Source organism: Mesorhizobium kowhaii (genome assembly GCF_003253745.1).
Taxonomy (GTDB): Bacteria; Pseudomonadota; Alphaproteobacteria; order Rhizobiales; family Rhizobiaceae; genus Mesorhizobium; species Mesorhizobium kowhaii.
The window spans coordinates 830,794-853,433 of record NZ_MZXV01000032.1 but is presented as its reverse complement, the minus strand read 5'-3'; the positions used below and the strand labels follow the sequence as shown (position 1 = coordinate 853,433).

The following is a 22,640-nucleotide window of genomic DNA, read 5'->3' as shown; positions in this document are numbered from 1 at the left end:
GCCCCGAAGGAACCAACGTGAGCGAAGGGTGGACTGCCGCCTGCTGCCCGTCAACGTTCGCGCGGAACGGCACAGTGCAGTCACTGCAGGTCTTTGCCCTTCGCATCCGCACAAATCTATGCCAAATGCGAGCGCCGGGTGGCTTACGTAAGGGAAGGATGCCATGAGCGCGACGCACCATGTGAGGGCGGTGACGCCGCCGGGGGTCGTTTTACGCCAAGAAGGCACTGGACATTCCAATCGCCGTCGTCGGCTGCTCGACGGTGCGCGAGGCTGACAGGCTGGCTCTCTCGTCGCGCAATGTCTGCCTCACGCCCGCCGAGCGACAGGCCGCGCCGAAACTTGCATCGGTGCTGTTCGACGCGGCGGAGCAACTCGCGCGCGGGGCGCCGGTTGGCCCAAAGCTTGTTGAGGCGCGGGCGGCGATCCTTGCCGCCGGCTACGCGCAAGTCGAATATCTGGAGCTGCGGGTGGAGGAGGATTTGCGGCCCGCTGCACGACCTCGACCGGCCTGCGCGACTGCTTGTTGCGGCGTGGCTTGGCGAGACGCGGCTGATCGACAATGTTAGGGTCTTACCCCGGTCGAGCGTACGCCAAGCTGTGACATAACTCGAAGGGATGTCCGTTCTTCCAAAACCGGCTGAATGCTCAAAATTAAGCCGGTGCCGCAGCCGGTTGATTGTAAAATATGTTAACGATTTCGATTAGATGGAATGGCGCGCCCGAAGAGATTCGAACTCCTGACCCCCAGATTCGTAGTCTGGTGCTCTATCCAGCTGAGCTACGGGCGCGCAATGGGCCATGCTTTCCATGACCCCGCGATCTGATCGTGAACGACCGGCCGCGACGAGACGTGTTCCCTAGCGACTGAATTTCCGAAAAGCAAGCCGATCCGGCAAAAGTTTTGTCGCAGGGGCCCTGGTCGGCGATCACAGCCCGGATTCCGGCGCTTCGAAACGGCATCGAAGTCGAGGGCCCGATCTCAATCCTTGAAGGGAAAAGCACCGATCCCTGAGAAATGGGCGGGGGCCTGAGGGGAGAGCATCGGGCGAAACAGCGCCCGAACACGATCATGCCGGGCGGCGCAGGCCGTTGCTGCGGGCCTGGTCGAGCCGGACCGGCTGGTCGGGAATGCTGACCGCGAATGTGGTGCGCCCGCCAATGCTCTCGACCAGCTCCACCGTGCCGCCATGCGCACGGATCAGTTCATGCGCGATCGCCAGGCCAAGGCCGGTGCCGCCGCTGCGGGCCGAGCCGCGAAAGGCCGCGAACAGGTTTTCCCGCGCCTTGGGTGGCAGGCCGGGGCCGGTGTCGGTGACAGCGATGCGGCTGACGCTGCCCAGGCGCACGGCCGACACCGCCAGGCGGCGGACCAGCGCGCTTTCATTGTCCGACGCCATGGCCTGCACGGAATTCCGGCAGAGATTGGTGAGCACGCGGAACAGCTGATCGGAATCGGCGTCCACCTCGAAGGACGGCTCGATGGCGTTGACGAACTCGATGCCCTGCTCGATGTCGAGCAGGCCGTGCACGTCCTCGACCAGCTGGCGCAGCCTGAGCCTGCGGCGCGAAGGCGGCGGCTCCTGGGTGCGGCCATAGGCGAGCACGCCTTCGGAATAGGACACCGCGCGGTCGAGCGCGCGCAGCAGTTTCGGCGCGAAGGCCTGCACGGTCGGGTCCTTGACCTGGCGCAGGCGGTCCGACATCAGCTGCGCAGAGGCCAGGATGTTGCGCATGTCATGGTTGATCTTGGAGACGGCCAGGCCGAGGTCGGCAAGGTGCTTCTGCTCGGAGAGCATCTTTTGCAGCCGCTCCTGCATCTGCGACAGCTCGCGCTCGGCAACGCCGATCTCGTCGGCGCGGGCGGCGGGATGGATGATGCGCCCGGGATCGTCGGGCGCCTCGGAGAAGGACAGCATCGAGCGCGTCATCGTCCGGATCGGCCCGATCATGATCAGGTCGATCGCGGCATAGACCAGCATTGCGGTGAACAGCGAGATCAGCAGCGAGACGAAGGCGACATTGCGCGAATATCTGAGCATGGCATTGCGCAGACTGTTGTCCGGCATGATCAGCTCGAACTCCTTGTCGCTGTCGCCGACCGGGCCGAAAACGCGCAGCATCCGGTTGCCGCCGAAAAACAGCGTGTCGAGCGCGCCGGTCATGCCCTTGATCATGCCGATCGAGGCGATGTCGACATGTTCGTCGACCTTCGGCGGCATCTCGGCCACCACAAGCAGCCGCGAGACGCCGCCGTCGCGCACCGCGATCGCCTTGGCGCCGATCGCCATCAGCACGTCGTTCTGGGCCGTACGCGACAGCGAGGTGGATTCACCTTGCACCAGCACGATCGACACCGCCGCCGCCGTGCTCAGCCGCTCCTTCAGCCAGTTCAGCCGGTAGCTGGCGATCCACGGCAGGAAGATCAGCACTTCGGCCAGAAGCACGAAGACGATGGTCAGGAGCAGCAGCTTGGTCGACAGGCCGCGCGACAGCGGGACGGTGCGCACGGTGGCTGGCGCCGCCGTGTCGATCCTTTCCTCCGCTTGTATGGTTTCGCTCATGCGACTCTATCTTCACAATCACTTGATCAACGCAGATTAGGCGATTACGGCTTTTTTGCCAATTTCATCCTTGGTCTGAAACATAAACTGGCCTGAACGACGACCGGCTTCGGCCTGACGACGCCGGATTGACTTCCAAAACCCTTCTTTCTATAAGCCCGCTCACGCTCGGGCCATTCGTCCCGGCGCGGTTTCGATCGCGCCAAAGCCGGCCCGGCAAAGCTCCTGTTACACAGTGACAGAATCAAGAAGGGCCGCACCCCGCGGTATTAAAACAAATGAAGCGTACCTACCAACCGTCTAAACTCGTCCGCAAACGTCGGCACGGCTTCCGTGCCCGCATGGCCACCAAGGGTGGTCGCGGCGTCGTCGCAGCTCGCCGCAACCGCGGTCGCAAGCGGCTTAGCGCCTGAACGGAAGACGAGATCGTTGCCCGCATCCGGCAAGCCAGTGGGACCAAATCCCAAGCGGCTTCTGAAGCGCGCGGAATTCCTGGCTGTCCGTCGTGGTGAAAAGCGACGCGGGCGGCTTTTTCTCGTTGAGGTTCTCGATCGCGGCGACGGCCTGTCGCCGCGCGTCGGCTATACCGTCACCAAGAAGGTCGGCAATGCGGTTGTCCGCAACCGCGTCCGGCGGCGGCTGCGAGAAGCCGTCCGTACGCATGCGGCAAGTGACATGGCGCCTGGCAATGACTATGTCATCGTCGGGCGCGAAGACGTGCTTACCATTCCGTTCGGCCAGTTGAAGGCCGAACTCTCCCGCCGATTGCGCGGAACACGATAGGCCAAGGGCTTTCGATGGAAAACAACCGGAACTTCTTCATCACCATCGCGCTGTCGGTGCTGATCCTGGCGGTGTGGCAATATTTTTATGTGCTGCCGCGCAGCGAGCAGCAGCGCGAGGCGGCCCGCATCGAGCAGCAGCGCGTCGAAGAGCAGAAGAAGGCCGCCGATGCCGCCAATCCCGGCGCCGATACCGGAACGCCCGTCGCACCTGGCGCCATTCCCAACGCACCCGGCACCGACGCCGTGACGCCGGCCGGCCGCGAACAGGCGCTGGAGACCAGCAAGCGCGTCAAGATCGACACACCGAGCCTCGAGGGCTCGATCAACCTCACCGGTGCCCGTCTCGACGACCTCAAGCTCAAGCACTACACCGAGACGGTCGACAAGAATTCGCCCGAGATCAGCCTGCTCAACCCGGCGGCACTGCCCAATGGCTATTATGCTGAGATCGGCTTTGTCGGCAACGACAAGACCGGCGCGGTGCCCGGTCCCGAGACGGTGTGGACCGTCGATGGCAATGCGACGCTGACCGCGACAACGCCGGTCACGCTGACCTATTCGAACGACAAGGGCCTGACCTTCAAGCGGACTTTTTCGGTCGACACCAACTACATGTTCACGGTTTCCGATACGATCCAGAATTCGGGCGCGGCTTCTGTCTCGCTATCCAATTACGGCCGTGTCACCCGGTTCGACAAGCCGGCCGTCGCCAGCACCTATGTGCTGCATGAAGGCCTGATCGGCTTCACCGGCACGGAAGGCCTGCAGGAACACAAATACGCGTCGATCGAGAAGGACAAGCAGGCGACGCCGGGCAAGTCGACCGACGGCTGGCTCGGCATCACCGACAAATACTGGGCGGTGACGCTGGTGCCGACCGAGAAGCAGCCGTTCCAGCCGCGCTACGCCTATTTCGAGGACGGCCGCCATCGCTACCAGTCCGACTTCCTGACCGACCCGATCACCGTCGATGCGGGTCAGTCGGCGACGCTGGAGAGCGAAATCTTCGCCGGCGCCAAGGAGGTCGGCAAGATCAACGCCTACGCGGAAGACCGCCACATCAAGCGGTTCGACCTCTTGATCGACTGGGGCTGGTTCCACTTCATCACCAAGCCGATGTTCTGGCTGATCGACACGCTCTACAAATTCTTCGGCAATTTCGGCCTGGCGATCCTCGCCACTACCGTCATCGTCAAGGCCATTTTCTTCCCGCTCGCCAACAAGTCCTACGCGTCGATGGCGAACATGAAGAAGGTGCAGCCCAAGATGCTGGAGATCCGCGAGAAATACGCGGACGACAAGATGAAGCAGCAGCAGGCGATGATGGAGCTGTACAAGACCGAGAAGATCAATCCGCTGGCCGGCTGCTGGCCGGTGGCGTTGCAGATCCCGGTCTTCTTCTCGCTCTACAAGGTGCTCTACATCACCATCGAGATGCGCCATGCGCCGTTCTTCGGCTGGATCCAGGATCTGGCGGCACCGGATCCGACGTCGATCTTCAACCTGTTCGGCCTCGTTCCGCTCACTCTGCCGCACATGCTGATGATCGGCGTCTGGCCGCTGATCATGGGCGTTACCATGTTCCTGCAGATGCGCATGAACCCGACGCCGCCGGATCCGACGCAGGCCGCGATCTTCACCTGGATGCCGGTCATCTTCACCTTCATGATGGCGGGTTTCCCGGCCGGTCTGGTCATCTACTGGGCCTGGAACAACACGCTGTCGATCCTCCAGCAAGGCGTGATCATGAAGCGCCAGGGCGCCAAGATCGAACTGTGGGACAATCTGGTCGCACTGTTTCGAAAGAAACCGTCGCCGGCGGAATAGCAGGCCTCTCTTTCAAAGAGCCCCGGCTGGTCCGGGGCTTTTTTTGTTTGGGCTGGGGTCGGCTCACGTTCCTGTGATCGGCGAAACTGAACGCGGTCTCGGGGCGGCCTCGACCGCTGCCAAAGCATCACTCCATGACGGCGCTGTGGTCGACCTTGGCCGACGTCACCGGCTTGCGCAGCAAAAGAACCAGCGGAACGGCGGCAAGCGACAGGATCATCATCAGCTTGAAGTCGTTCATGTAGCTGATGATCGTCGCCTGCAGCGTCACCACGCCGTCGAGTGCCGCACGGCCGGCGGCACTGTAGGGGTTCATCGCCTGGAAGATCGCCGGGTTGCTGAACGCCTGGTTGTACGGCGTCACATAGGTGGCGATGTTGGCGTGGTTGACCTGCACGTTCTGCGTCAACAGCGCGGTGACGACCGATATGCCGACGCTGGAGCCGATGTTTCGCGACAGATTGTACAGTCCGGTGCCTTCCGCGCGCCGCTCCGGCGCCAGCGTGGCGAAGGTGATGGTGGTCAGCGGAACAAACAGGAAGCCGAGCCCCGCACCCTGGATGAAGCCGGTGCTGATGATCGTCCATTGCGAGACATCAGGGGTCCAGCCGGTCATATCGTACATCGCCCAGGCGGTGATCAGCAGGCCGGTCAGGAGAAGCCAGCGCGTATCCACCTTGCCGATCAGCCTGCCGACGAGGAACATGCAAGCCATGGTGCCAAGGCCGCGCGGCCCCATGACGATGCCGGCCGTCACCACCGGATAGCCCATCAGCGTCTGCAGATAGGGCGTCATCAGGGCCAGCGAGGCGAGATAGGTGATGCCGACGATGAAAATGAAGACCATGCCGACGGCGAAATTCCGGTCAAGGAAGAGCCTTGGGTTCACGAACGAGTTGCGGGCGGTGAAGGTGTGGACGAGGAAGATGTAGAAGGCCGACGCGCAGATCAGCGCCTCGACGATGATCTCGGATGACGAGAACCAGTTGAGCTGCTCGCCGCGATCGAGAAACATCTGCAGCGATGCGATGGTGAGGCTGAGCATGCCGAATCCCAGCCAGTCCAGCCTTGCCTTGAGGTCGGTCTTGGTTTCCTGGACGAACATAGACACGCCGGCGAAAGCCAGCATGCCGATCGGGACGTTGATGTAGAACACCCAGCGCCAGCTGACATTTTCGGTCAGCCAGCCGCCGATGACCGGCCCGAGCACCGGCCCGACCATGATGGAAACGCCGAACAGCGCCATGGCCGAGCCGCGCTCTTCCACGCTGTAGATGTCGAGCAGGATGCTCTGCGACAGTGGCACCAAAGCCGCACCGAACAGACCTTGCAGCAGGCGGAAGCCGACGATCTGCGGCAGCGATTGCGCGAAGCCGCAAAGCACCGAAGCGACGACGAAGCCGGTGATGGCGGTCAGCAGGACGCGTTTGCGGCCGAAACGATTGGCAAGGTAACCCGAGGGCGGCGTCATGACGGCCGCGGCGACGATGTAGGACGTCAGCACCCAGTTGATCTGGTCGGCGCTCGCCGAAACGCTGCCCTGGATATAGGGAAGCGCCACGTTGGCGATGGTCGTATCCAGCGCCTGCATGATGGTGGCCAGGATCACGCAAGCGGTGATGGCGCCGCGATTGGCGATCACCGATGTGCCACCTGTCGCGGACGCGCCGGTCATGACTTCTGCTCGAACCGGTTGATGAGATCCGTGACGAAGTCCGGCAGGCCGCGCGCATGGCCGGTATCGATGCCGACCTCGACGCTCATCCCGCCGCGCAGCGGCGGCTTGCCCTGCGGATCGTCGACCGTCACGCGCATCGGGATGCGCTGCACGACCTTGACCCAGTTGCCGGTGGTGTTCTGCGCCGGAAGCAGCGAGAAGCTCGACGACGAGGCCGGGCTGATGGAGGCGACCGTGCCATGCCAGACGCTACCTGGATAGCTGTCGACGCTGATCGTCGCCGTCTGCCCTGGCCGCACATAGGTCAGTTCGGTTTCCTTCGGCTCCGCCGCGATCCAAAGGTCGGTCGCCGACACCAGGCTGAACGCCGGCTGCGACGCCGGCAGATACTTGCCGACTTGAAGCATATCCACATTGGTGACGATGCCGTCGAACGGCGCCTTGACGACGGCATCGTCGAGGTTGCGCTGGGCGTCGTCCACGGCCGACTGGGCCTGCAGGTAGAAGGGGTTCTTCTCGACCGGCTGGTTGGCGTCGCCACCCAGCTGGGCAAGCGTCGCCTGTGCCTGCGCCTTGGCGACGGACACTTTCTGGCGGGCGGCATCGAGGTCGTGCTGAGCGCTGTCGAAAGTCGCCTTGGAGGCAGTGGAGGTCTTGAGCAGATCCTGCTGGCGTTTGAAAGCGGCCTCAAAATAGGGAATATCGGCCTGCGCCTGCTCGATCTGCGCCAACGACTGCTGGTAACTTGCCTGCAAGGTCAGCACCTGGTTGCGCACCGTCCCGAGCTGGGCCTGGGCCGCGGCGAGAGCGGTATCGAAGGAGGCCGGCCTCAAGCGGAAAAGCACGTCGCCCTTCTTCACCGCCTCGTTCTCGTGCACGTCGATCTCGGAGACGGTGCCGGAGACGTCGGTGGAAACCCCGAGCGACTGCGCCTGGATGTAGGCATTGTCCGATGTCATGACCTGGCCGCCGACGACATAGGAATAGCCGCCGACAACCAGCGCGACCGGAAGCAGGGCGAAAAGGATCGGCCGTGTCAGGCTGCGCCTGGGCTTGACCGGCGCCGGGGGTGCAACGGCAACCGCGGCTTGCGGCTGCGGCTCCTTGGAGGGAGCCTCCAGCGCCGCCGGCTCGAGGGCAACCGGTGCTTCCAGTTCGTCACCGGCGATGACGGTGTTGGCTCGCCTCTGTTCGCGTTCGCTATCCAGCCGGATGATCTGGTCGCTCTTCCGATCCGAAGCTTCGTCCTTGGCGGGCTGTTTGGGTGAGGTTGAATCAGCCATGTACTTTCTCCCGGTCGACGGCTGGCTGGGCGCAAGCCTCGAGCAGATTGGATTTGATCAGGGATAGGGTTTGCAGCAGATGCCGCTGGGCATCCGCGGAAAGGCCGACAAAGGCCTCGTCACGCGATTTCTGGCCGTTGCTGCGCATGATTTCGAGCAGCGGATGGGCTTGCGGCGTCAGATAAAGCAGCCATGCCCGGCGATCGGCAGGATTGGGCCGGCGCTCGATGAAGCCGCGCGCCTCCATCTTGTCGAGCAGCCGGGCGAGCGTGATCGGCATGATCTCGATCAGGTCGGCCAGTCTGCTCTGGTGGATGCCTTCGTGCCGGGACAGATAGGCCAGCACCTGCCACTGGGCGCGGGTCAGCCCCGACGCCCGCGAACGCTGCTCGAACCGCTTTCGAAGCAGACGCGCGACATCGTGCAGCACGAAGCTGATGTTGGGTGACGATGGCATGGGGGGCTGGATTTCTGGGTGCGACTTTTAGTGAGCATGCTTATTATCATCATGCACATAATCCTGCTGGACGCGGCGTACAAGACGCACTAAGTCCGCTCGGAAAAAATGTCGCACGCGCTGCGGCGCAACAGAAAGGTCGGGCAGCAGGCAGTTGCCGGACGAGGATATGACGATGAATTGGCTCAAGATCGCGACCGTGGCGGCCTTCGCAGTATGGCCTGGCATTGCGCTCGCAAAGGAGGCGGTCAGCTGCGGCGGCGCCGCCATGCTGGGTGGAGCGCAATTGAACTGCAGCCACGTCGAACCCCAGGCGCCGCCTCAGTTTTGCACGTATAGCTGGGCTCTGCACACGCCGGCCGGCGATCAGAAAATCGTCGAAGGCACCTTCATGCTACCGCCCGGGGCTTCGAACGTCACCGTCTACCAGGGCAGCGGTTTCGACAGCGCTCTCTCCGATCCGATCGTGATCTGCCGCGGCAGCAAATGAGCAACGCCGCCACGCAAGGCTAGCTCGTCAGCCGATTGGTGCTATAGGGCGGATCACGCTATTTTGAACCGGCGCATGCGAACTTCGCTGTGCCTGGCGGCCAATTGATCGACGGACCTCGACATGGACGGACCCAACCCTGACATCAAGCATCCGATCCCGATGCACACCCGCGTCGGCTTCCTCAAGGGACTGGTGAGCGCGCCGAACATCGAGATCGGCGATTTCACCTATTATGACGATCCGGACGGGCCGGACAAATTCGCCGAGAAATGCGTGCTGCATCATTATCCGTTCATTGGCGACAAGCTCATCATCGGCAGGTTCTGCGCCATCGCCGAGGGCGCGCGCTTCATCATGAACGGCGCCAATCACGCCATGTCCGGCTTTTCGACCTATCCGTTCAATATTTTCGGCCATGGCTGGGAAAAGGGTTTTGACCCGGCGACCTGGTCGAAGGAAGTGCGCGGCGACACCGTGCTCGGCAACGATGTCTGGATCGGCATGGACGCGGTGATCCTGCCCGGCGTGACGATCGGCGATGGCGCCATCATTGCCGCGAAATCGGTGGTGACGCACGACGTGCCGCCCTATGCGATTGTCGCCGGCAACGCGGCCAAAATGGTGAAGTTGCGTTTCGACAACCGGACGATCAGGCGGCTGCTGGCGGTGGCGTGGTGGGACTGGCCGGTGGACAAGATCAGCCGCAACCTCGATGCTATCAGGGGTGCCGATATTTCTCTTCTGGAGGCAGCAGCTTGAACGCTCTGAACAACACCGTGATCGGCACCGAACTGTTTACGCGTGGGTGGATATTCATCCGCGGCGTGCCGGCAATGAAGTTCCTGCCGCCGGAAGGGCCGCCGGAAATCGCCTTTGCCGGCCGCTCGAATGTCGGCAAGTCGTCGCTGATCAACGCGCTGGTCAATCAGAAGGGGCTGGCGCGCACCTCCAACACGCCGGGGCGCACGCAGGAGCTCAACTATTTCGTGCCGGATGGATTTTCCGGCGAGGGCGCCGACCTGCCGCCCTTGGCGCTGGTCGACATGCCGGGCTATGGCTACGCCACCGCGCCTAAGGAGAAGGTCGACGAGTGGACCAAGCTGGTCTTCGACTATCTCAAGGGCCGCGTCACGCTGAAGCGGGTCTATGTGCTGATCGACGCCCGCCACGGCATCAAGGCCAAAGACGACGAAGTGCTGTCGCTGCTCGACAAGGCGGCGGTGTCCTACCAGATCGTGCTGACCAAGACAGACAAGATCAAGGCTGCCGGCGTGCCGCGGCTGATCGAGGAGACGCTGGCAAAGATCAAGAAGCGGCCGGCGGCATTTCCGTTCGTCCTGGCCACGTCTTCGGAAAAGGCCGAGGGCCTTGAGGAATTGCAGGCCGCGATCGTGTTGGCCGCCAATGGTGGCTAGAGCATGATCCCGAAAAGTGGAATCCGGTTTTCGGAAAAGATCATGCTCAACAGACAAGCAATTCCAGGAAAAGTGTGTAACGACTTTCCCGGGAAAAGCGCATAGCGCTTTCCCTTGGGAATTGCGTAAAAACAAATACCTAGGGCTTAGCCTCGATTGCAATCGTCTGGTGGCTTTCTTCCGCAGCAAGGCTTTCGGTGCCGTAGGTCTTCAGGAACATGCCGACGCCGGACCTGACGATGTGGTCGATTTCTTCCTGGCTCGGGGCTTTGGTGCGGTAGGCGAAGATGCACTGCCTGAAAAGACCGGCCAGGCACAGTTCGGTGAACTGATAGGCGGCAAGATCGACATCCTCGATCCGCAGCAAGCCGCGCTCGATGGCGGCATCGAGAAAGGCCGCGACCTTGTCATGACCGCGTTTGGGGCCGCGTTCGTAAAAACGCGCGCCAAGCTCGGGAATCCGGTCGGATGCGCCGATCACCGTGCGCTGCGCCTGGATAACCTTGGCCGAGGTGATCTTGAGGGCAAGAACCTTGCCGAACTTCACCAGCGTCTCGCGCAGGTCGTCGGCGTTATCAAGCACGTCATACATGTTCTTGAAGATCGTGCCGCGCTCTTCCTCGATCAGCGCTTCAAACAGCTCTTCCTTGTTGGCGAAGTAGACATAGATGGTGCCTTTGGAGACACCGGCCTCGCGCGTGATGTCATTCATGGAGGCGGCCTCGAAGCCCTTGTCGATGAACACACGACGGGCGCCCTCGATGATCTGGCTGCGCTTGACCGGATCCTGGCCCGCTGCAGGGCGCCCACGACGCAGGCTCTCCGGCAAATCGCACAGGTCCCTGTCAACATTGGGTAAGGCTTCGGCCATAAAAGTCACACCTCGAAAATAATTCGAACCAACCGGTTCGATTGCCCTTGATATGGTCCTGTTTCCGCGCTATGTCAACGGTCGGATCGAACCGAACGGTTCAGTATTATAGCTTTATTTTAGAGAGATGTCATGTCCTCGAACGCGCCAACCACCGCCGAAGTCCGTCCTTTCCCCAATGCCAAGGTCGCCCCGGCGACGGAAGCACCCGAAGTGCCTTTCCAGCCTGCCGTCAACACGCCGGTGGAAGCACCAGCCAAGAAGAAGCGCTCGGTGCGCTCCTTGCTGCTGCCGATCATCGGCGTCGCCTTGCTGAGCGCCGGCGCCTGGTACGGTTACAATTACTGGACCACGGGCCGCTTCATGATTTCGACGGACGACGCTTATGTCCAGGCCGACATGGCGTTCATCTCACCCAAGATTTCCGGCTATGTCGATCAGGTCAAGGTGAGCGAGAACCAGCAGGTCAAGGCTGGCGACCCGCTGCTCGTCGTCGATGACGGCGACTACAAGATCGCCGTCGCCCAGGCTGAGGCGCAGATCGCCACCTTGAGCAAGACGCTCGACCGTATCGACGCCCAGACGCAAGCGGCGCGCGCCTCGCTTCAGCAGGCGCAGGCACAGAAAGTCGCTGACCAGGCCGCAGCCGACAATGCGGCGAAGGTCGCGGCGCGCGCCTCGCAACTGCTCAAGACGCATGTCGGCACGCAGGCACAGCTGGACGATGCCCAGACGGCGGTCCAGCAGGCCAATGCCGCCCTTGTCGGTGCCGACGCGCAGATCGCCGCGGCACAGGCCAATATCGGTGTGCTGCAGGCGCAGCGCGCCGAATCGGCAAGCACGCTGGCATCGCTGCAGCTCGGCCACGACAAGGCCGTGCGCGATCTTTCCTTCACCGTGCTCAAGGCGCCTTATGACGGCGTCGTCGGCAACCGCTCGGTCGAGCAGGGCGATCTCGTCAGCCCCGGCCAGAAGCTCGCCGTCATCGTGCCGATGGACAAGCTCTACATCGTCGCCAACTTCAAGGAGACGCAGCTTGCCCGGCTGGTTCCCGGCGAGAAGGTCAAGATCGCGGTCGACGCGACCGACGGCCAGGATTTCGAGGGAACCGTCTCGTCGCTGGCGCCGGCTTCGGGTGCAGTGTTCTCGCTGCTGCCGCCCGAAAACGCTACCGGCAATTTCACCAAGGTCGTGCAGCGCGTCCCGGTCCGCATCGATGTGCCGGCCGACGTGCTGAAGAGCGGCAGGCTGCGCGCCGGCCTGAGTGTCGTCGTCGCCGTCGACAGCCGTACCGCGCCCTCGGCCTCGAACTGAGCGGCCGCCGGGGAGCAATGCCATGGCTACCGCAACCCTGACAGCAGGAGCGCCGCCGGCGAGGCCGGCTGTGCCTGACACCATCTCGACGCGGCGCGTCATCGCCTTCCTGGCGATGGTGTTCGGCATGTTCATGGCCATCCTGGACATCCAGATCGTCTCGGCTTCGCTGGCCGAGATCCAGGCCGGCCTGAGTGCCAGTTCCGACGAGATTCCGTGGGTGCAGACCGCCTATCTGATCGCCGAGGTGGTGATGATCCCGCTGTCGGGTTTCCTCAGCCGGATGCTGTCGACACGCGTGCTGTTCACGATCTCGGCGGCTGGCTTCACCGCGGCCAGCGCGCTGGCCGCGACCGCGACCAACATCGACCAGATGATCGTCTACCGTGCCGTCCAGGGCTTCATCGGCGGTGGCATGATCCCGAGCGTCTTTGCCGCTGCCTTCACCATTTTCCCGCCCTCGCGCCGCGCCGTGGTCTCGCCGATGATCGGCCTGGTGGCGACGCTGGCGCCGACCATCGGCCCGACCGTCGGCGGCTATATCAGCCATGCCATGTCCTGGCATTGGCTGTTCCTCATCAATGTCGTGCCCGGCATCCTGGTGACGACGGCGGCCTGGTCGCTGATCGACTTCGACAAGCCCAATCTCAAGCTGTTCAGCAAGTTCGACTGGTGGGGCCTCGCCGGCATGGCAGCGTTCCTGGGCTGCATGGAGTATGTGCTCGAGGAAGGCCCCAACAATGACTGGCTGCAGGATCAGGGCGTGTTCATCTGCGCCGTTGTCATGACCGTGGGCGGCGTGCTGTTCTTCTGGCGTGTGTTCACCGCCGAGGAGCCGATCGTCGACCTGAAGGCGTTCAGCAACGTCAACTTTGCCTTCGGCTCGCTGTTCTCCTTCGTCATCGGCATCGGCCTCTACGGCCTGACCTATCTCTATCCGGTGTTCCTCGGGCGCATCCGCGGCTACGATTCGATGATGATCGGCGAGGCGCTGTTCGTCAGCGGCCTGGCCATGTTCGTCACCGCCCCGATCTCGGGCATCCTGTCGAGCAAGATGGACCCGCGCCTGATGATGATGATCGGCTTCTTTGGCTTCGCCACCGGAACCTGGTGGATGACGCATCTGACCGCCGACTGGGATTTTTATGAGCTGCTCATCCCGCAGATCCTGCGCGGCTGTTCGATGATGCTGTGCATGGTACCGATCAACAACCTGGCGCTCGGCACCTTGCCGCCCGACCGGTTGAAGAATGCGTCCGGTCTGTTCAATCTCACCCGCAACCTCGGTGGCGCCGTCGGCCTGGCCGTCATCAACACCGTGCTGATCGACCGCAACGCGTTCCACTACGCAAGGCTCTCCGAGCACGTGCAGTGGGGCAGTGCCGCCGCGCAGCAAAAGCTGCAGAACATGACGCTCAATTTCGAGCAGACCGCCGGCCTCGACGCGACCAGCGCTGCGATCTCCAAGCTGTCGGGCATGGTGCAGCAGCAGGCCGCGCTGCTGTCCTTCATGGACGTGTTCTTTCTGCTGACGGTGCTGTTTGCGACGCTCGGGCTGTTCACCGTGCTGATCCGCAAGCCGGCAGCGGTCGGTGGCGGTGGTGGTGGCGGCCACTGATACCCAAACGTGGACAGCAGTTTCGGGAAGCTCCTCCAGTCCACGCCCGAAAGCTCTGACCGCGCAAAAAAACTCCGGGCCGCAAGCCCGGAGTTTTTTCGTATCCCGATTGGACCTAAACCGCCGTTACGAACCGGCTGCAATGGGGCCGGCTGCACGAATGATTAAAACATCTCGCGATACCTTATTTTAATGGAGACTTGGGTTCTTGCCGTCCTGCTGGTGGCGTGTGTGATCGGCTGTCCATTGTGGGTTCGCATTTGTTTGGCGAACTTGCGCCGATGGTCTGCGGCCGGTGTTGTCAGCCAACGCACCGGCAACGTTTCCCGAGATACCCAGCCCGTCCGGTTCTACTACATCCTTGCCATGATGGCGCTAGGCGCTGTGTTGCCACTTGTCGTAACAATCGCTTTGACCGTTCGACTCATCTTCGAGTAACTAGGCCAGCAATAGAGCGGTTCTGCGTGTCCGCGAACCGATGAACTATTCTAGGCCGTGGCGGGCTTAAAGGTCAGCGCCACGCCGTTGATGCAGTGCCGCAGGCCGGTCGGCGCCGGGCCGTCATCGAAGACGTGGCCGAGATGGCCGCCGCAACGGCGGCAATGTGCCTCGGTGCGGGTCATGCCGAGCGACCTGTCCACAGTCGTGCCGATGCCCTTGGCTATCTCCTGCCAGAAGCTCGGCCAGCCGGTGCCGGAATCGAATTTCGTCTCGGAAGAATAGACCGGCAGATCGCAGCCGGCACAGGCAAAGATGCCCTTGCGGTGTTCGTTGAGCAGCGGGCTGGTGCCGGGATATTCCGTGCCTTCCTTGCGCAGCACATCAAAAGCGGCCGGCGACAGGATGGCTTTCCACTCGGCGTCGGTCTTGGTGACCTCGAAGGTTTCGGCAGCCTGTGCGGGCTGCGGATTGCCCATGCGAAGCATTGTTGCGGCAGCCCCGACGATGCCGATGGCGGCGGCACCGCTCAAAAGAAAGTCGCGACGGTTCATGACCAGTTCCTCCTGTCGTCTCTTTTGCCAAACTATACCGCCCCGCGGAAATCAAAAGCCGGTGACGGTGGCCCCTCGAACGAACACTCCGCGCCGTTCCCCATCTGAACGTGGGCGGCGCGGAGTGCGCGGGTCAATTGCGGGTCACGGGAGCGAGACCATGCAATCGGCAGAGAGCCCTTGCTGCAATTTCGTCGGCAGCAAGCCCTTTGTTACATCTTCGCCCCCCTTTTACATTTTAGGGAGCAGAACCTTGTCGATGACGTGGATGACGCCATTGGACTGCTCGACATCGGCGATCGTCACATTGGCGACGTTGCCGTTCTCGTCGGTGACGGTGACCTTGCCGCCGTCTGCCTTGAGCGACAGTTCGCAACCGCCAACCGTCTTGACCTTGTGGGCGCCGCCATCAGCCTTGGCCATCGCGGCGACGTCCGCCCCCATCGCCTTGGCGCCGATGACATGACAGGTCAGGATCTTGGTGAGCTTGTCCTTGTTCTCGGGCTTGAGCAGCGTTTCGACCGTGCCGGCGGGCAGCGCGGCAAAGGCGTCGTTGGTCGGCGCGAACACCGTGAAGGGACCGGCGCCCTGCAGGGTCTCGACCAGGCCGGCCGCCTTGACGGCGGCAACCAGCGTGGTGTGGTCCTTCGAGTTCACGGCGTTCTCGACGATGTTCTTGCTGGCATACATGGCGGCGCCGCCAACCATCGGGTTTTCGGCATAGGCCGCGGTGGCAAGAGCGGAAACGGCGATCGTGCTGGCAAGCAAAAGGGTGGCGTATCTACGCATGATGTCAAACTCCTCGGGTTTTCTCTTCCCATCTTTGGGGACGCGAGGAGATACGGGACACAAAAGCGGGAGTTTCAGAAACATCGGGATTTTTTTAATTTTATTTACGTCGCCGGGAGATTTTCGCGCGAAGCGTTTTGCCGGCTCAATGGCGCGATTAGACATCAGCTGCGGAAGATAGACTGAAAGTCTTCTATTGTCGGCAGGGAACCCGGTCAGATGCTCTTCAGATCGCCCGCCGCGACCACCGGTCCGGTCGGCTGTCCGGTCGGCGAACCGCCCGCCGGTTCGAGGCTGACGGCGAGCACCGCGCCCTGGGCGAGCTTCTGCTGGGCAGCCGGCGAGACGACAATATGCGCCGTCGCGCCGGCCGGGATGACGCCCATCGAGACTGGCGGGTTCTTGCCCTCGATCATCCACAGCTCGAAGTCCTTGCCGGCGGCGCGCTCACCGGAGACATGCGACAGGCCGACCTCGTGATGCGCGACATCGTAGACGGCGAGATATTTGACATCACTGCCATCGGCGGCCAGCGAGGCGACAAGGCGCGCCTGCGGCTGCTCGACCGGCGGGTTGAGGGTGGGTACGGCTATGTAGATCGCCAGCGCGGCGACCGCCACTGCTGCGAGGCCACGCCAGAAGGCCAGGCTGGACCACAGCCCGCCGCGCGATTCAGCGGGCGTGGTCACGGCCGCGGTGGACGTGAACAGGCGGCGATCGACGGCAGCCTTGACCGAAGCCGGCGGTTCGATTTCCGGGTAGGCGGCGGCCAGCGGCGAGAGAGAGACCTCCCAGCCGTCGACAAGACGGGCGAACTCGGTCTCCGCGTCGATGCGCCGGGACGCAATCTGCCGCTCCTCCGCCGGCAGCACGCCGAGAACGTATTCGGCGGCGAGCAGGTCGTCGCCTCCACGTTCCGGTCCGGTGTCCTCTGCCAGCGTCATCTTTCCAGGCATTCTCTGAGTTTCAACAGGCTGCGGCGCAGCCAGGTACGCATCGTGTTCAACGGCACGCCATGGCGCTCCGCCAGTTCGGCATAACTCTCGCCCTTGAGATAGGCGCCCCGGACGGCCGCCGCCCGGCCCTTTTCCAGCTCATCGAGACAATGATGGATGCGTTCGGATTCTCCGCCCGCCACCACCATCGCTTCAGGCCCCGGCGCCGGATCGGCCACATCGAGCGCGGCATCGATATCGAGGGCGGGCTTGCGGCGCGCTCTGACGCGATCGATCGCGTGGTTGCGCGCGATCGCCACCAGCCAGGAGATCGGGCTCAAGTCTGAGACGGCAAAACGGTCCGCCTTCGTCCATATCTTGACGAAGACTTCCTGCAGGGCTTCTTCTGCATCTCCCCGGTCGTTCAATACACGAAGGCAGACACCGAAAAGTTTCGCGCTGGTCTGCCGGTAGAGCAGATCGAACGCAGCCCGATCCTTCATCGAAGTCCGGACGATCAGCTTGGTGATGTCCTGCGGCGCCATGCAGGCAAATTAGGGGATTGCCATGTATTTGCAACGACGGAAATGGCCTTGTGCACGCCAGACTTACCACATTGCCAGCCCGGATCTGTCCGTCGATTGCCAATGAAATCGCCACTGGCTAGCTTGTCTTCCCAATGGTGGGGGGAACGCGCATGTCAGTTGAACAGACACTGTGGGCGCAAGACGCAACCGGCCTTGCCGATCTGGTCCGCAAGGGCGAGATCTCACCGGTCGAACTGACCGAAGCGGCGATCGCCCGTGCCGAGGCCACCCGTCCCGACATCAACGCCAGCGCGGAGCCGCTCTATGACGCCGCCCGGACCCGCGCGAAGACCGTCGACCGCTCGCTGCCGCTGGCCGGCGTTCCCTTCGCCATCAAGGATCTCGGCATCGCCATCAAGGGCGTGCCGACGCATGGCGGCAGCCGCATTCCGGCATGGCTGGCCGATGTCAATTCGGTGCTGACCGACCGCTATCTCGCCGCCGGGCTCATTCCGATCGTGACTTCGACGTCGCCCGAACACGGGCTGCGCCTGATGACAGAATCCAAGGCCTTCGGCATCACCCGCAATCCCTGGAACACCGGCCATACCAGCGGCGGCTCGTCCGGCGGTGCTGCAGCGCTGGTCGCTGCCGGTGTGGTGCCGGTGGCGCATGCCTCGGATGGCGGCGGATCGATCCGGGTGCCTGCCGCCTGCACCGGGCTTGTCGGCCTCAAGACCTCGCGCGGCCGCATACCGCTGACGCCATTGGTGAGCGAGAGCTGGTACGGCATGGTCGTCGACCACGCGCTCACCCGCTCGGTGCGCGATTGCGCGCTGCTGCTCGACCTCACCCACGGGCCCGACCTTTTGTCGCCCTATGCCGCGCTGCCGCCGAAAGGCAGCTTCACCGCTGCTGCCGCGCGCGATCCCGGCAAGCTCAGGCTGGCCGTGTACCGCAAGTCGCCGCTTGGCCTGCCGGTCTCGGCCGAGACGCTTGTTGCGCTCGACACTGCGGTGGCGCTCGCCCGCGAGGGCGGCCATACGGTCGAGGACATCGACCTGCCCTTTATTGGCCGCGATTTCTTCGCCGATTTTGCCAGCAGCGTGGCCTCTGCCGTCGCCGGCACGATGCGGGCCGAAGCACTGCGTGTCGGCCGTTCCGTTTTGGGCGACATCGAGCGGGCGACGCGCGTGGTCGCCCGCTTCGGTGAACTGGTGTCGGCCGGCGAGACCTATGCCGGCCTGCAGCGGCTGCATGCCGCCTCACGGCAGCTGATCGCGGAGACCGCGCAATATGATGCCGTGCTGATGCCCATCATCGCCCATCCGCCGCTCGCCTGCGGCGGCATGGACCCGAAAGGCGCCGACGAATTCATCGAAAACCTGCTCGACAAGCTTCATCTCAGCGTCTTGCTGAAGCTGAAGCCATTGTTCGGCCAGATGATGGACAAGAGCCTCTGGTTCACCCATTGGCCGGCGATCCAGAATGTCAGCGGCCAGCCGTCGATCGCGCTGCCGGTGCATGTCACCGATGCCGGCCTGCCGCTCGGCATCCAGGCGGCCGGCCGTCCGGGCGACGAGGAGACGCTGCTGTCGCTTGCCGCGCAGATGGAGAAGATCTCGGGCTGGCTGGGCCGCAGGGCGCCGCTGAGGGTGCCGTCATGATGACGACGTCGTGAGGCGCTCGAATATGACAGCAAAGCCATTTGCGGCTGGCGCCAATTCCCGCTAAGACGCCGCCGTCCTTTCCAAGTGCATGTCGCCCAAAAGCGTCCGACGGTTTTTGGGACAACGACATGCATAAACCCAGTGCATGTCGCCCAAAAGTGTCCAGCGGTTTTTGGGACAACGACATGTATAAACCAAGAGCCAGGAACTAAGCCGATGACGGAGATTACCGCCACCGCCGAAATGCAGGCCGCCCTGCTTTCGCGGGCGTTGCCCTACATGCAGCGCTATGAGCACAAGACCGTCGTGGTGAAATATGGCGGCCACGCCATGGGCGATATCGAGCTCGGCAAGGCCTTCGCCCGCGACATCGCGCTCTTGAAGCAATCGGGTGTCAACCCGATTGTCGTCCATGGCGGCGGCCCGCAGATCGGCGCCATGCTGGCCAAGATGGGCATCGAATCGAAGTTCGAAGGCGGCCTGCGCGTCACCGACCAGAAGACGGTCGAAATCGTCGAGATGGTGCTGGCCGGCTCGATCAACAAGGAGATCGTGGCGCTGATCAACGCCGAGGGCGAATGGGCGATCGGCCTGTGCGGCAAGGACGGCAACATGGTCTTTGCCGAAAAGGCGCGCAAGACCATGATCGATCCGGACTCCAACATCGAGCGCGTGCTCGATCTCGGCTTCGTCGGCGAGCCGGTCGAGGTCGACCGTACCTTGCTCGATCTTCTGGCGCGTTCCGAAATGATCCCGGTGTTGGCGCCGGTGGCGCCCGGCCGCGACGGCCACACCTACAACATCAACGCCGACACCTTCGCCGGCGCCATTGCCGGCGCTTGCCAGGCAACGCGCCTGCTGTTCCTGACCGACGTGCCAGGCGTGCTCGACAAGAACAAGAAGCTGATCGACGAACTGACCGTGGCCGAGGCCAAAGCGCTGATCAGGGACGGCACGGTCTCCGGCGGCATGATCCCCAAGGTCGAGACCTGCATCGAGGCGATCGAGCGCGGCGTCGAAGGCGTCGTCATCCTCAACGGCAAGACGCCGCATTCGGTGCTGCTCGAACTCTTCACCGAACACGGCGCCGGCACGCTGATCGTGCCCTGAGCGACACCCTTGGCAGCTTGCTGCCAATCTATCAGGCGGGCTGCGGAAGGCGCGCGATAACCTTGATTTCAAAATCGAAGCCCGCCAGCCAGTTCACGCCCACCGCGGTCCAGTTCGGGTAGGGCGGTTCGCCGAACGCCTTCAGGCGAACGGCGTCAATCGCCGGCCATTGCGTGGCCGGATCGGTGTGGAAAGTGGTCACGTCGACGATGTCGTCGAATGTGCAGCCGGCGGCCTTCAGCACCGCCGCGAGATTGTCGAAGGCAAGCTGGACCTGCTTTTCGAAGACCGGCTCGGCCGACCCGTCCTCGCGGCTGCCGACCTGGCCCGAGACAAACAGAAAGTCGCCCGAGCGGATCGCCGCCGAGTAACGGTTGATCTCGTAGAGAGCCTGCCGGCCGGCAGGGAAGATCGCGTCGCGTTTGGTCATAGTTTCACTCCATCTAGACAAGGCAGGCCAGGCCTCCCGACGATCGCGAATTGGCTTCGCCGGGAGGGCGAGCCGTTCGCAAGGCTTCAGGGTGGTTTTGGATCGCTGCGCTCCACTGTTCGGGGCGGCTATTGACATACGTCCCGTATGTCGGATGTGGGCACATACGCTGCGTATGTCAATACGCATACGCGACGTATATTATTTCAAGAGATGACATTGGGCCGCGGTCCAAGCTCTTTCGAGCGGTCAGGCATTCGGCGAAATCGTGATCCCGGGCAAAGTCAGCTTGCGCGCCGGGCGTCGAACGGTCATCGATTCCTCCTCGGCGTCCTGCGGCGCGCCCCAGAATTCGGCAAGCGTCGGGCCGTCTTTCACCCGGCCGTCGCGGGCCAGAAAACCCCAGACCTCGCGGAACCAGACGCGGCGGCCCATCTGCGTGTACCAGCGCATCGAGTGCCGCTGCTCGGGGTCCTTGTGGAACAGGATGCGCGCCAGCGCCTTCGGCCGCGACTGCACCGCCAGTTCGATCAGCTTGACGCTGAAGAACAGCATCCACGGCTTCAGCCGCGTCATCTGCAGCACCTGGTGCTTGTAGTCCCACAGGCGGGCATCCTTCTGGATCACCTTGCGGTCACGGGCGATCCTGAAGAACGGTGTCCAGCGATGCGGCGTCACATAGAGCGCCTGGATCTGGTCCGGGTCGTAGGCGATGAGTTGGCGAAAGCCGCGCCACAGGTCGCGAAACCCTTCATCCTCGAAGCCGGCCACCCAGGTCGCCATCGACAGGATGCCGTTGAGGCGCAGCAGCCTTATCGCCTCGCGGTCGGATGAGGTGCTGCCGCCCTTGCGGATCAATTGCAGCGTCTGCTCATCGGTGTTTTCCATGCCGAGCAGCCAGCGGATGACGCCCGCCTTGCGGTAGAGATGCAGGATGTCGGCATCACGCACGATGTCGTCGGCGCGGGTCGAGCCGACGATCAGCACCGGTACGTTCTCGGCGATCATGGCGTCGAGAAAGGCGCGCCAGGCTTTCTTCGAAACGGTCGGGTTCTCGTCGGCAAGGTTGATCAGCTCGACGCCGTGCTCGCGATGCAGCCAGGCGATCTCCCTGGCGAATTTCACCGGATCGCGATGCCGCCAGCGGGTCCAGAAGCCGCGCTGGCCGCAATAGTTGCACAGATGCGGGCAGCCGCGCGAAAACTGCATGACCACGGCACGCTTGCCGCCCCAATAGCTGTAGCGGCCGTGGTCGATCAGCTCCCAGCCGACACGGTAGGCGTCGAGGTCGGCGATGGTCATTGCCGGCTGCGTTGCGAAGGGGCGGCGCAGATCGTCGCGAAAGGCAATGCCGGCCACGCTTGCCGGCGGCTGGTGCATTTCCAGCGCCTCGACCAGCGCCACGACAGTCGCCTCGCCCTCGCCGCGCACGATGAAGTCGAAGACGTCCGTATCAGTCAGGATGTCGCCCCAGTGATAGGTCGGGAACACGCCGCCATAGATGATGATGGTGGCCGGCTCGCGCTGCTTGATCATGCGCGCGATCAGCAAGGCGGTCGGGTGCGCCGAGGTCGATCCGGAATGGCCGATTAGGACGAAATCGGGATCATCGTCCAGCGCATTGCGCACCACCAGGTCGAGCGGCATCGGCCCGAATTCGGCGTCGACGAGGCGCACCTCATGGCCGGCATCGATCAGCGGGCCGCCGAGCGCCAACAGGCCAAGCGGCGGCAGGTGATCGTCCGGCACGCGGCTGCCGATGGCGGTGTGCGGTGGATTGATCAGGACGACTTTCATGGCGGACCTCCGGGGCAGTTGGTCCGCGCATGCTGGCCGGTGATATGGACGCCCGATTGGCCCGTTTCAGCAGTTTGCGTGCAGC

22 protein-coding genes and 1 tRNA gene are annotated in these 22,640 nt (G+C 63.1%); 11 read left to right on the top strand and 12 right to left on the bottom strand.

The window, feature by feature from the left end:
- The first annotated feature begins 263 nt into the window (after positions 1 to 263).
- On the top strand, positions 264 to 569 hold the full coding sequence (locus tag B5V02_RS16960; protein WP_342633861.1) for a pantoate--beta-alanine ligase: 306 nt from the start codon (positions 264 to 266) through the stop codon (positions 567 to 569).
- Between the two features lie 145 nt (positions 570 to 714).
- Here B5V02_RS16960 and B5V02_RS16955 read toward each other — a convergent pair.
- Together B5V02_RS16955 and B5V02_RS16950 are read right to left on the bottom strand one after the other, a co-directional pair.
- Positions 715 to 791, bottom strand: a tRNA-Arg gene (locus tag B5V02_RS16955).
- A gap of 279 nt (positions 792 to 1,070) precedes the next feature.
- Positions 1,071 to 2,564: a sensor histidine kinase gene (locus B5V02_RS16950; RefSeq protein ID WP_111545240.1), complete on the bottom strand. Its 1,494-nt coding sequence runs from the start codon at positions 2,562 to 2,564 to the stop codon at positions 1,071 to 1,073.
- A 278-nt stretch (positions 2,565 to 2,842) separates the two neighbouring features.
- On the opposite strand from B5V02_RS16950, the gene rpmH reads away from it, so the two are divergent.
- From rpmH to yidC, 3 genes are read left to right on the top strand one after another with little or no spacing between them, the layout of a single operon-like run.
- Positions 2,843 to 2,977, top strand: a complete 135-nt coding sequence (gene rpmH / locus B5V02_RS16940) for a 50S ribosomal protein L34 (protein ID WP_008833937.1) — start codon at positions 2,843 to 2,845, stop codon at positions 2,975 to 2,977.
- A gap of 16 nt (positions 2,978 to 2,993) precedes the next feature.
- Positions 2,994 to 3,347, top strand: a complete 354-nt coding sequence (rnpA, locus tag B5V02_RS16935; protein WP_111545239.1) for a ribonuclease P protein component — start codon at positions 2,994 to 2,996, stop codon at positions 3,345 to 3,347.
- Between the two features lie 14 nt (positions 3,348 to 3,361).
- Positions 3,362 to 5,176: a membrane protein insertase YidC gene (yidC, locus tag B5V02_RS16930; RefSeq protein ID WP_111545238.1), complete on the top strand. Its 1,815-nt coding sequence runs from the start codon at positions 3,362 to 3,364 to the stop codon at positions 5,174 to 5,176.
- A gap of 127 nt (positions 5,177 to 5,303) precedes the next feature.
- Here the strand turns inward: yidC and B5V02_RS16925 are convergent, their stop codons facing one another.
- Genes B5V02_RS16925 through B5V02_RS16915 form a run of 3 tightly spaced genes read right to left on the bottom strand, consistent with a single transcriptional unit; the run spans position 5,304 to position 8,594 of the window.
- Positions 5,304 to 6,851, bottom strand: coding sequence for a DHA2 family efflux MFS transporter permease subunit (locus tag B5V02_RS16925; protein WP_111545237.1), 1,548 nt, complete (start codon positions 6,849 to 6,851; stop codon positions 5,304 to 5,306).
- Positions 6,848 to 8,137 (bottom strand): HlyD family secretion protein, encoded by a 1,290-nt coding sequence (locus B5V02_RS16920; protein WP_111545236.1) that lies wholly within the window; start codon positions 8,135 to 8,137, stop codon positions 6,848 to 6,850. Before B5V02_RS16920 ends, B5V02_RS16925 begins: the two co-directional genes overlap by 4 nt.
- Positions 8,130 to 8,594: a MarR family winged helix-turn-helix transcriptional regulator gene (locus B5V02_RS16915; RefSeq protein ID WP_111545235.1), complete on the bottom strand. Its 465-nt coding sequence runs from the start codon at positions 8,592 to 8,594 to the stop codon at positions 8,130 to 8,132. The genes B5V02_RS16920 and B5V02_RS16915 overlap by 8 nt, the downstream gene beginning before the upstream one ends.
- Positions 8,595 to 8,769: 175 nt before the next feature.
- On the opposite strand from B5V02_RS16915, the gene B5V02_RS16910 reads away from it, so the two are divergent.
- From B5V02_RS16910 to yihA, 3 genes are all read left to right on the top strand, one after another.
- Positions 8,770 to 9,084: a hypothetical protein gene (locus B5V02_RS16910; protein WP_111545454.1), complete on the top strand. Its 315-nt coding sequence runs from the start codon at positions 8,770 to 8,772 to the stop codon at positions 9,082 to 9,084.
- Between the two features lie 123 nt (positions 9,085 to 9,207).
- Positions 9,208 to 9,846, top strand: coding sequence for a CatB-related O-acetyltransferase (locus B5V02_RS16905; RefSeq protein ID WP_111545234.1), 639 nt, complete (start codon positions 9,208 to 9,210; stop codon positions 9,844 to 9,846).
- Complete coding sequence (yihA, locus tag B5V02_RS16900) at positions 9,843 to 10,502, top strand: ribosome biogenesis GTP-binding protein YihA/YsxC (RefSeq protein WP_111545233.1); 660 nt, start codon at positions 9,843 to 9,845, stop codon at positions 10,500 to 10,502. The genes B5V02_RS16905 and yihA overlap by 4 nt, the downstream gene beginning before the upstream one ends.
- A gap of 139 nt (positions 10,503 to 10,641) precedes the next feature.
- Here yihA and B5V02_RS16895 read toward each other — a convergent pair whose 3' ends face one another.
- The gene (locus B5V02_RS16895) at positions 10,642 to 11,373 is read right to left on the bottom strand and encodes a TetR/AcrR family transcriptional regulator (RefSeq protein WP_111545232.1); all 732 of its coding nucleotides are present in this window, start codon (positions 11,371 to 11,373) and stop codon (positions 10,642 to 10,644) included.
- A gap of 132 nt (positions 11,374 to 11,505) precedes the next feature.
- On the opposite strand from B5V02_RS16895, the gene B5V02_RS16890 reads away from it, so the two are divergent.
- Together B5V02_RS16890 and B5V02_RS16885 are read left to right on the top strand one after the other, a co-directional pair.
- Entirely contained in the window at positions 11,506 to 12,687 is a 1,182-nt protein-coding gene (locus tag B5V02_RS16890) for an HlyD family secretion protein (RefSeq protein WP_111545231.1), read from the top strand.
- A gap of 22 nt (positions 12,688 to 12,709) precedes the next feature.
- Positions 12,710 to 14,305 carry a DHA2 family efflux MFS transporter permease subunit gene (locus tag B5V02_RS16885; RefSeq protein ID WP_111545230.1) on the top strand — a complete coding sequence of 532 codons (1,596 nt, stop codon included), beginning with the start codon at positions 12,710 to 12,712 and terminating at the stop codon, positions 14,303 to 14,305.
- Positions 14,306 to 14,793: 488 nt separating this feature from the next.
- On the opposite strand, the gene msrB is transcribed toward B5V02_RS16885, so the two are convergent.
- The 4 genes from msrB to B5V02_RS16860 form a co-directional block, all read right to left on the bottom strand.
- A complete protein-coding gene (gene msrB, locus B5V02_RS16875) occupies positions 14,794 to 15,297 on the bottom strand; it encodes a peptide-methionine (R)-S-oxide reductase MsrB (protein WP_111545228.1) in 504 nt (167 codons plus the stop codon).
- 231 nt (positions 15,298 to 15,528) lie between these two features.
- Positions 15,529 to 16,086 (bottom strand): fasciclin domain-containing protein, encoded by a 558-nt coding sequence (locus tag B5V02_RS16870; RefSeq protein WP_111545227.1) that lies wholly within the window; start codon positions 16,084 to 16,086, stop codon positions 15,529 to 15,531.
- Positions 16,087 to 16,301: 215 nt separating this feature from the next.
- A complete protein-coding gene (locus tag B5V02_RS16865; protein ID WP_111545226.1) occupies positions 16,302 to 17,030 on the bottom strand; it encodes an anti-sigma factor in 729 nt (242 codons plus the stop codon).
- Positions 17,027 to 17,566 (bottom strand): sigma-70 family RNA polymerase sigma factor, encoded by a 540-nt coding sequence (locus B5V02_RS16860; RefSeq protein ID WP_111545225.1) that lies wholly within the window; start codon positions 17,564 to 17,566, stop codon positions 17,027 to 17,029. Before B5V02_RS16860 ends, B5V02_RS16865 begins: the two co-directional genes overlap by 4 nt.
- Positions 17,567 to 17,718: 152 nt before the next feature.
- On the opposite strand from B5V02_RS16860, the gene B5V02_RS16855 reads away from it, so the two are divergent.
- Positions 17,719 to 19,215: an amidase gene (locus B5V02_RS16855; RefSeq protein WP_111545224.1), complete on the top strand. Its 1,497-nt coding sequence runs from the start codon at positions 17,719 to 17,721 to the stop codon at positions 19,213 to 19,215.
- A 219-nt stretch (positions 19,216 to 19,434) separates the two neighbouring features.
- Positions 19,435 to 20,328 carry an acetylglutamate kinase gene (gene argB / locus B5V02_RS16850; RefSeq protein ID WP_111545223.1) on the top strand — a complete coding sequence of 298 codons (894 nt, stop codon included), beginning with the start codon at positions 19,435 to 19,437 and terminating at the stop codon, positions 20,326 to 20,328.
- Positions 20,329 to 20,359: 31 nt separating this feature from the next.
- On the opposite strand, the gene B5V02_RS16845 is transcribed toward argB, so the two are convergent.
- Both B5V02_RS16845 and bchE read right to left on the bottom strand, forming a co-directional pair.
- A complete protein-coding gene (locus tag B5V02_RS16845) occupies positions 20,360 to 20,758 on the bottom strand; it encodes a RidA family protein (protein WP_111545222.1) in 399 nt (132 codons plus the stop codon).
- Positions 20,759 to 21,007: 249 nt separating this feature from the next.
- Positions 21,008 to 22,555, bottom strand: coding sequence for a magnesium-protoporphyrin IX monomethyl ester anaerobic oxidative cyclase (gene bchE / locus B5V02_RS16840; RefSeq protein ID WP_111545221.1), 1,548 nt, complete (start codon positions 22,553 to 22,555; stop codon positions 21,008 to 21,010).
- Between the last annotated feature and the right edge of the window lie 85 nt (positions 22,556 to 22,640).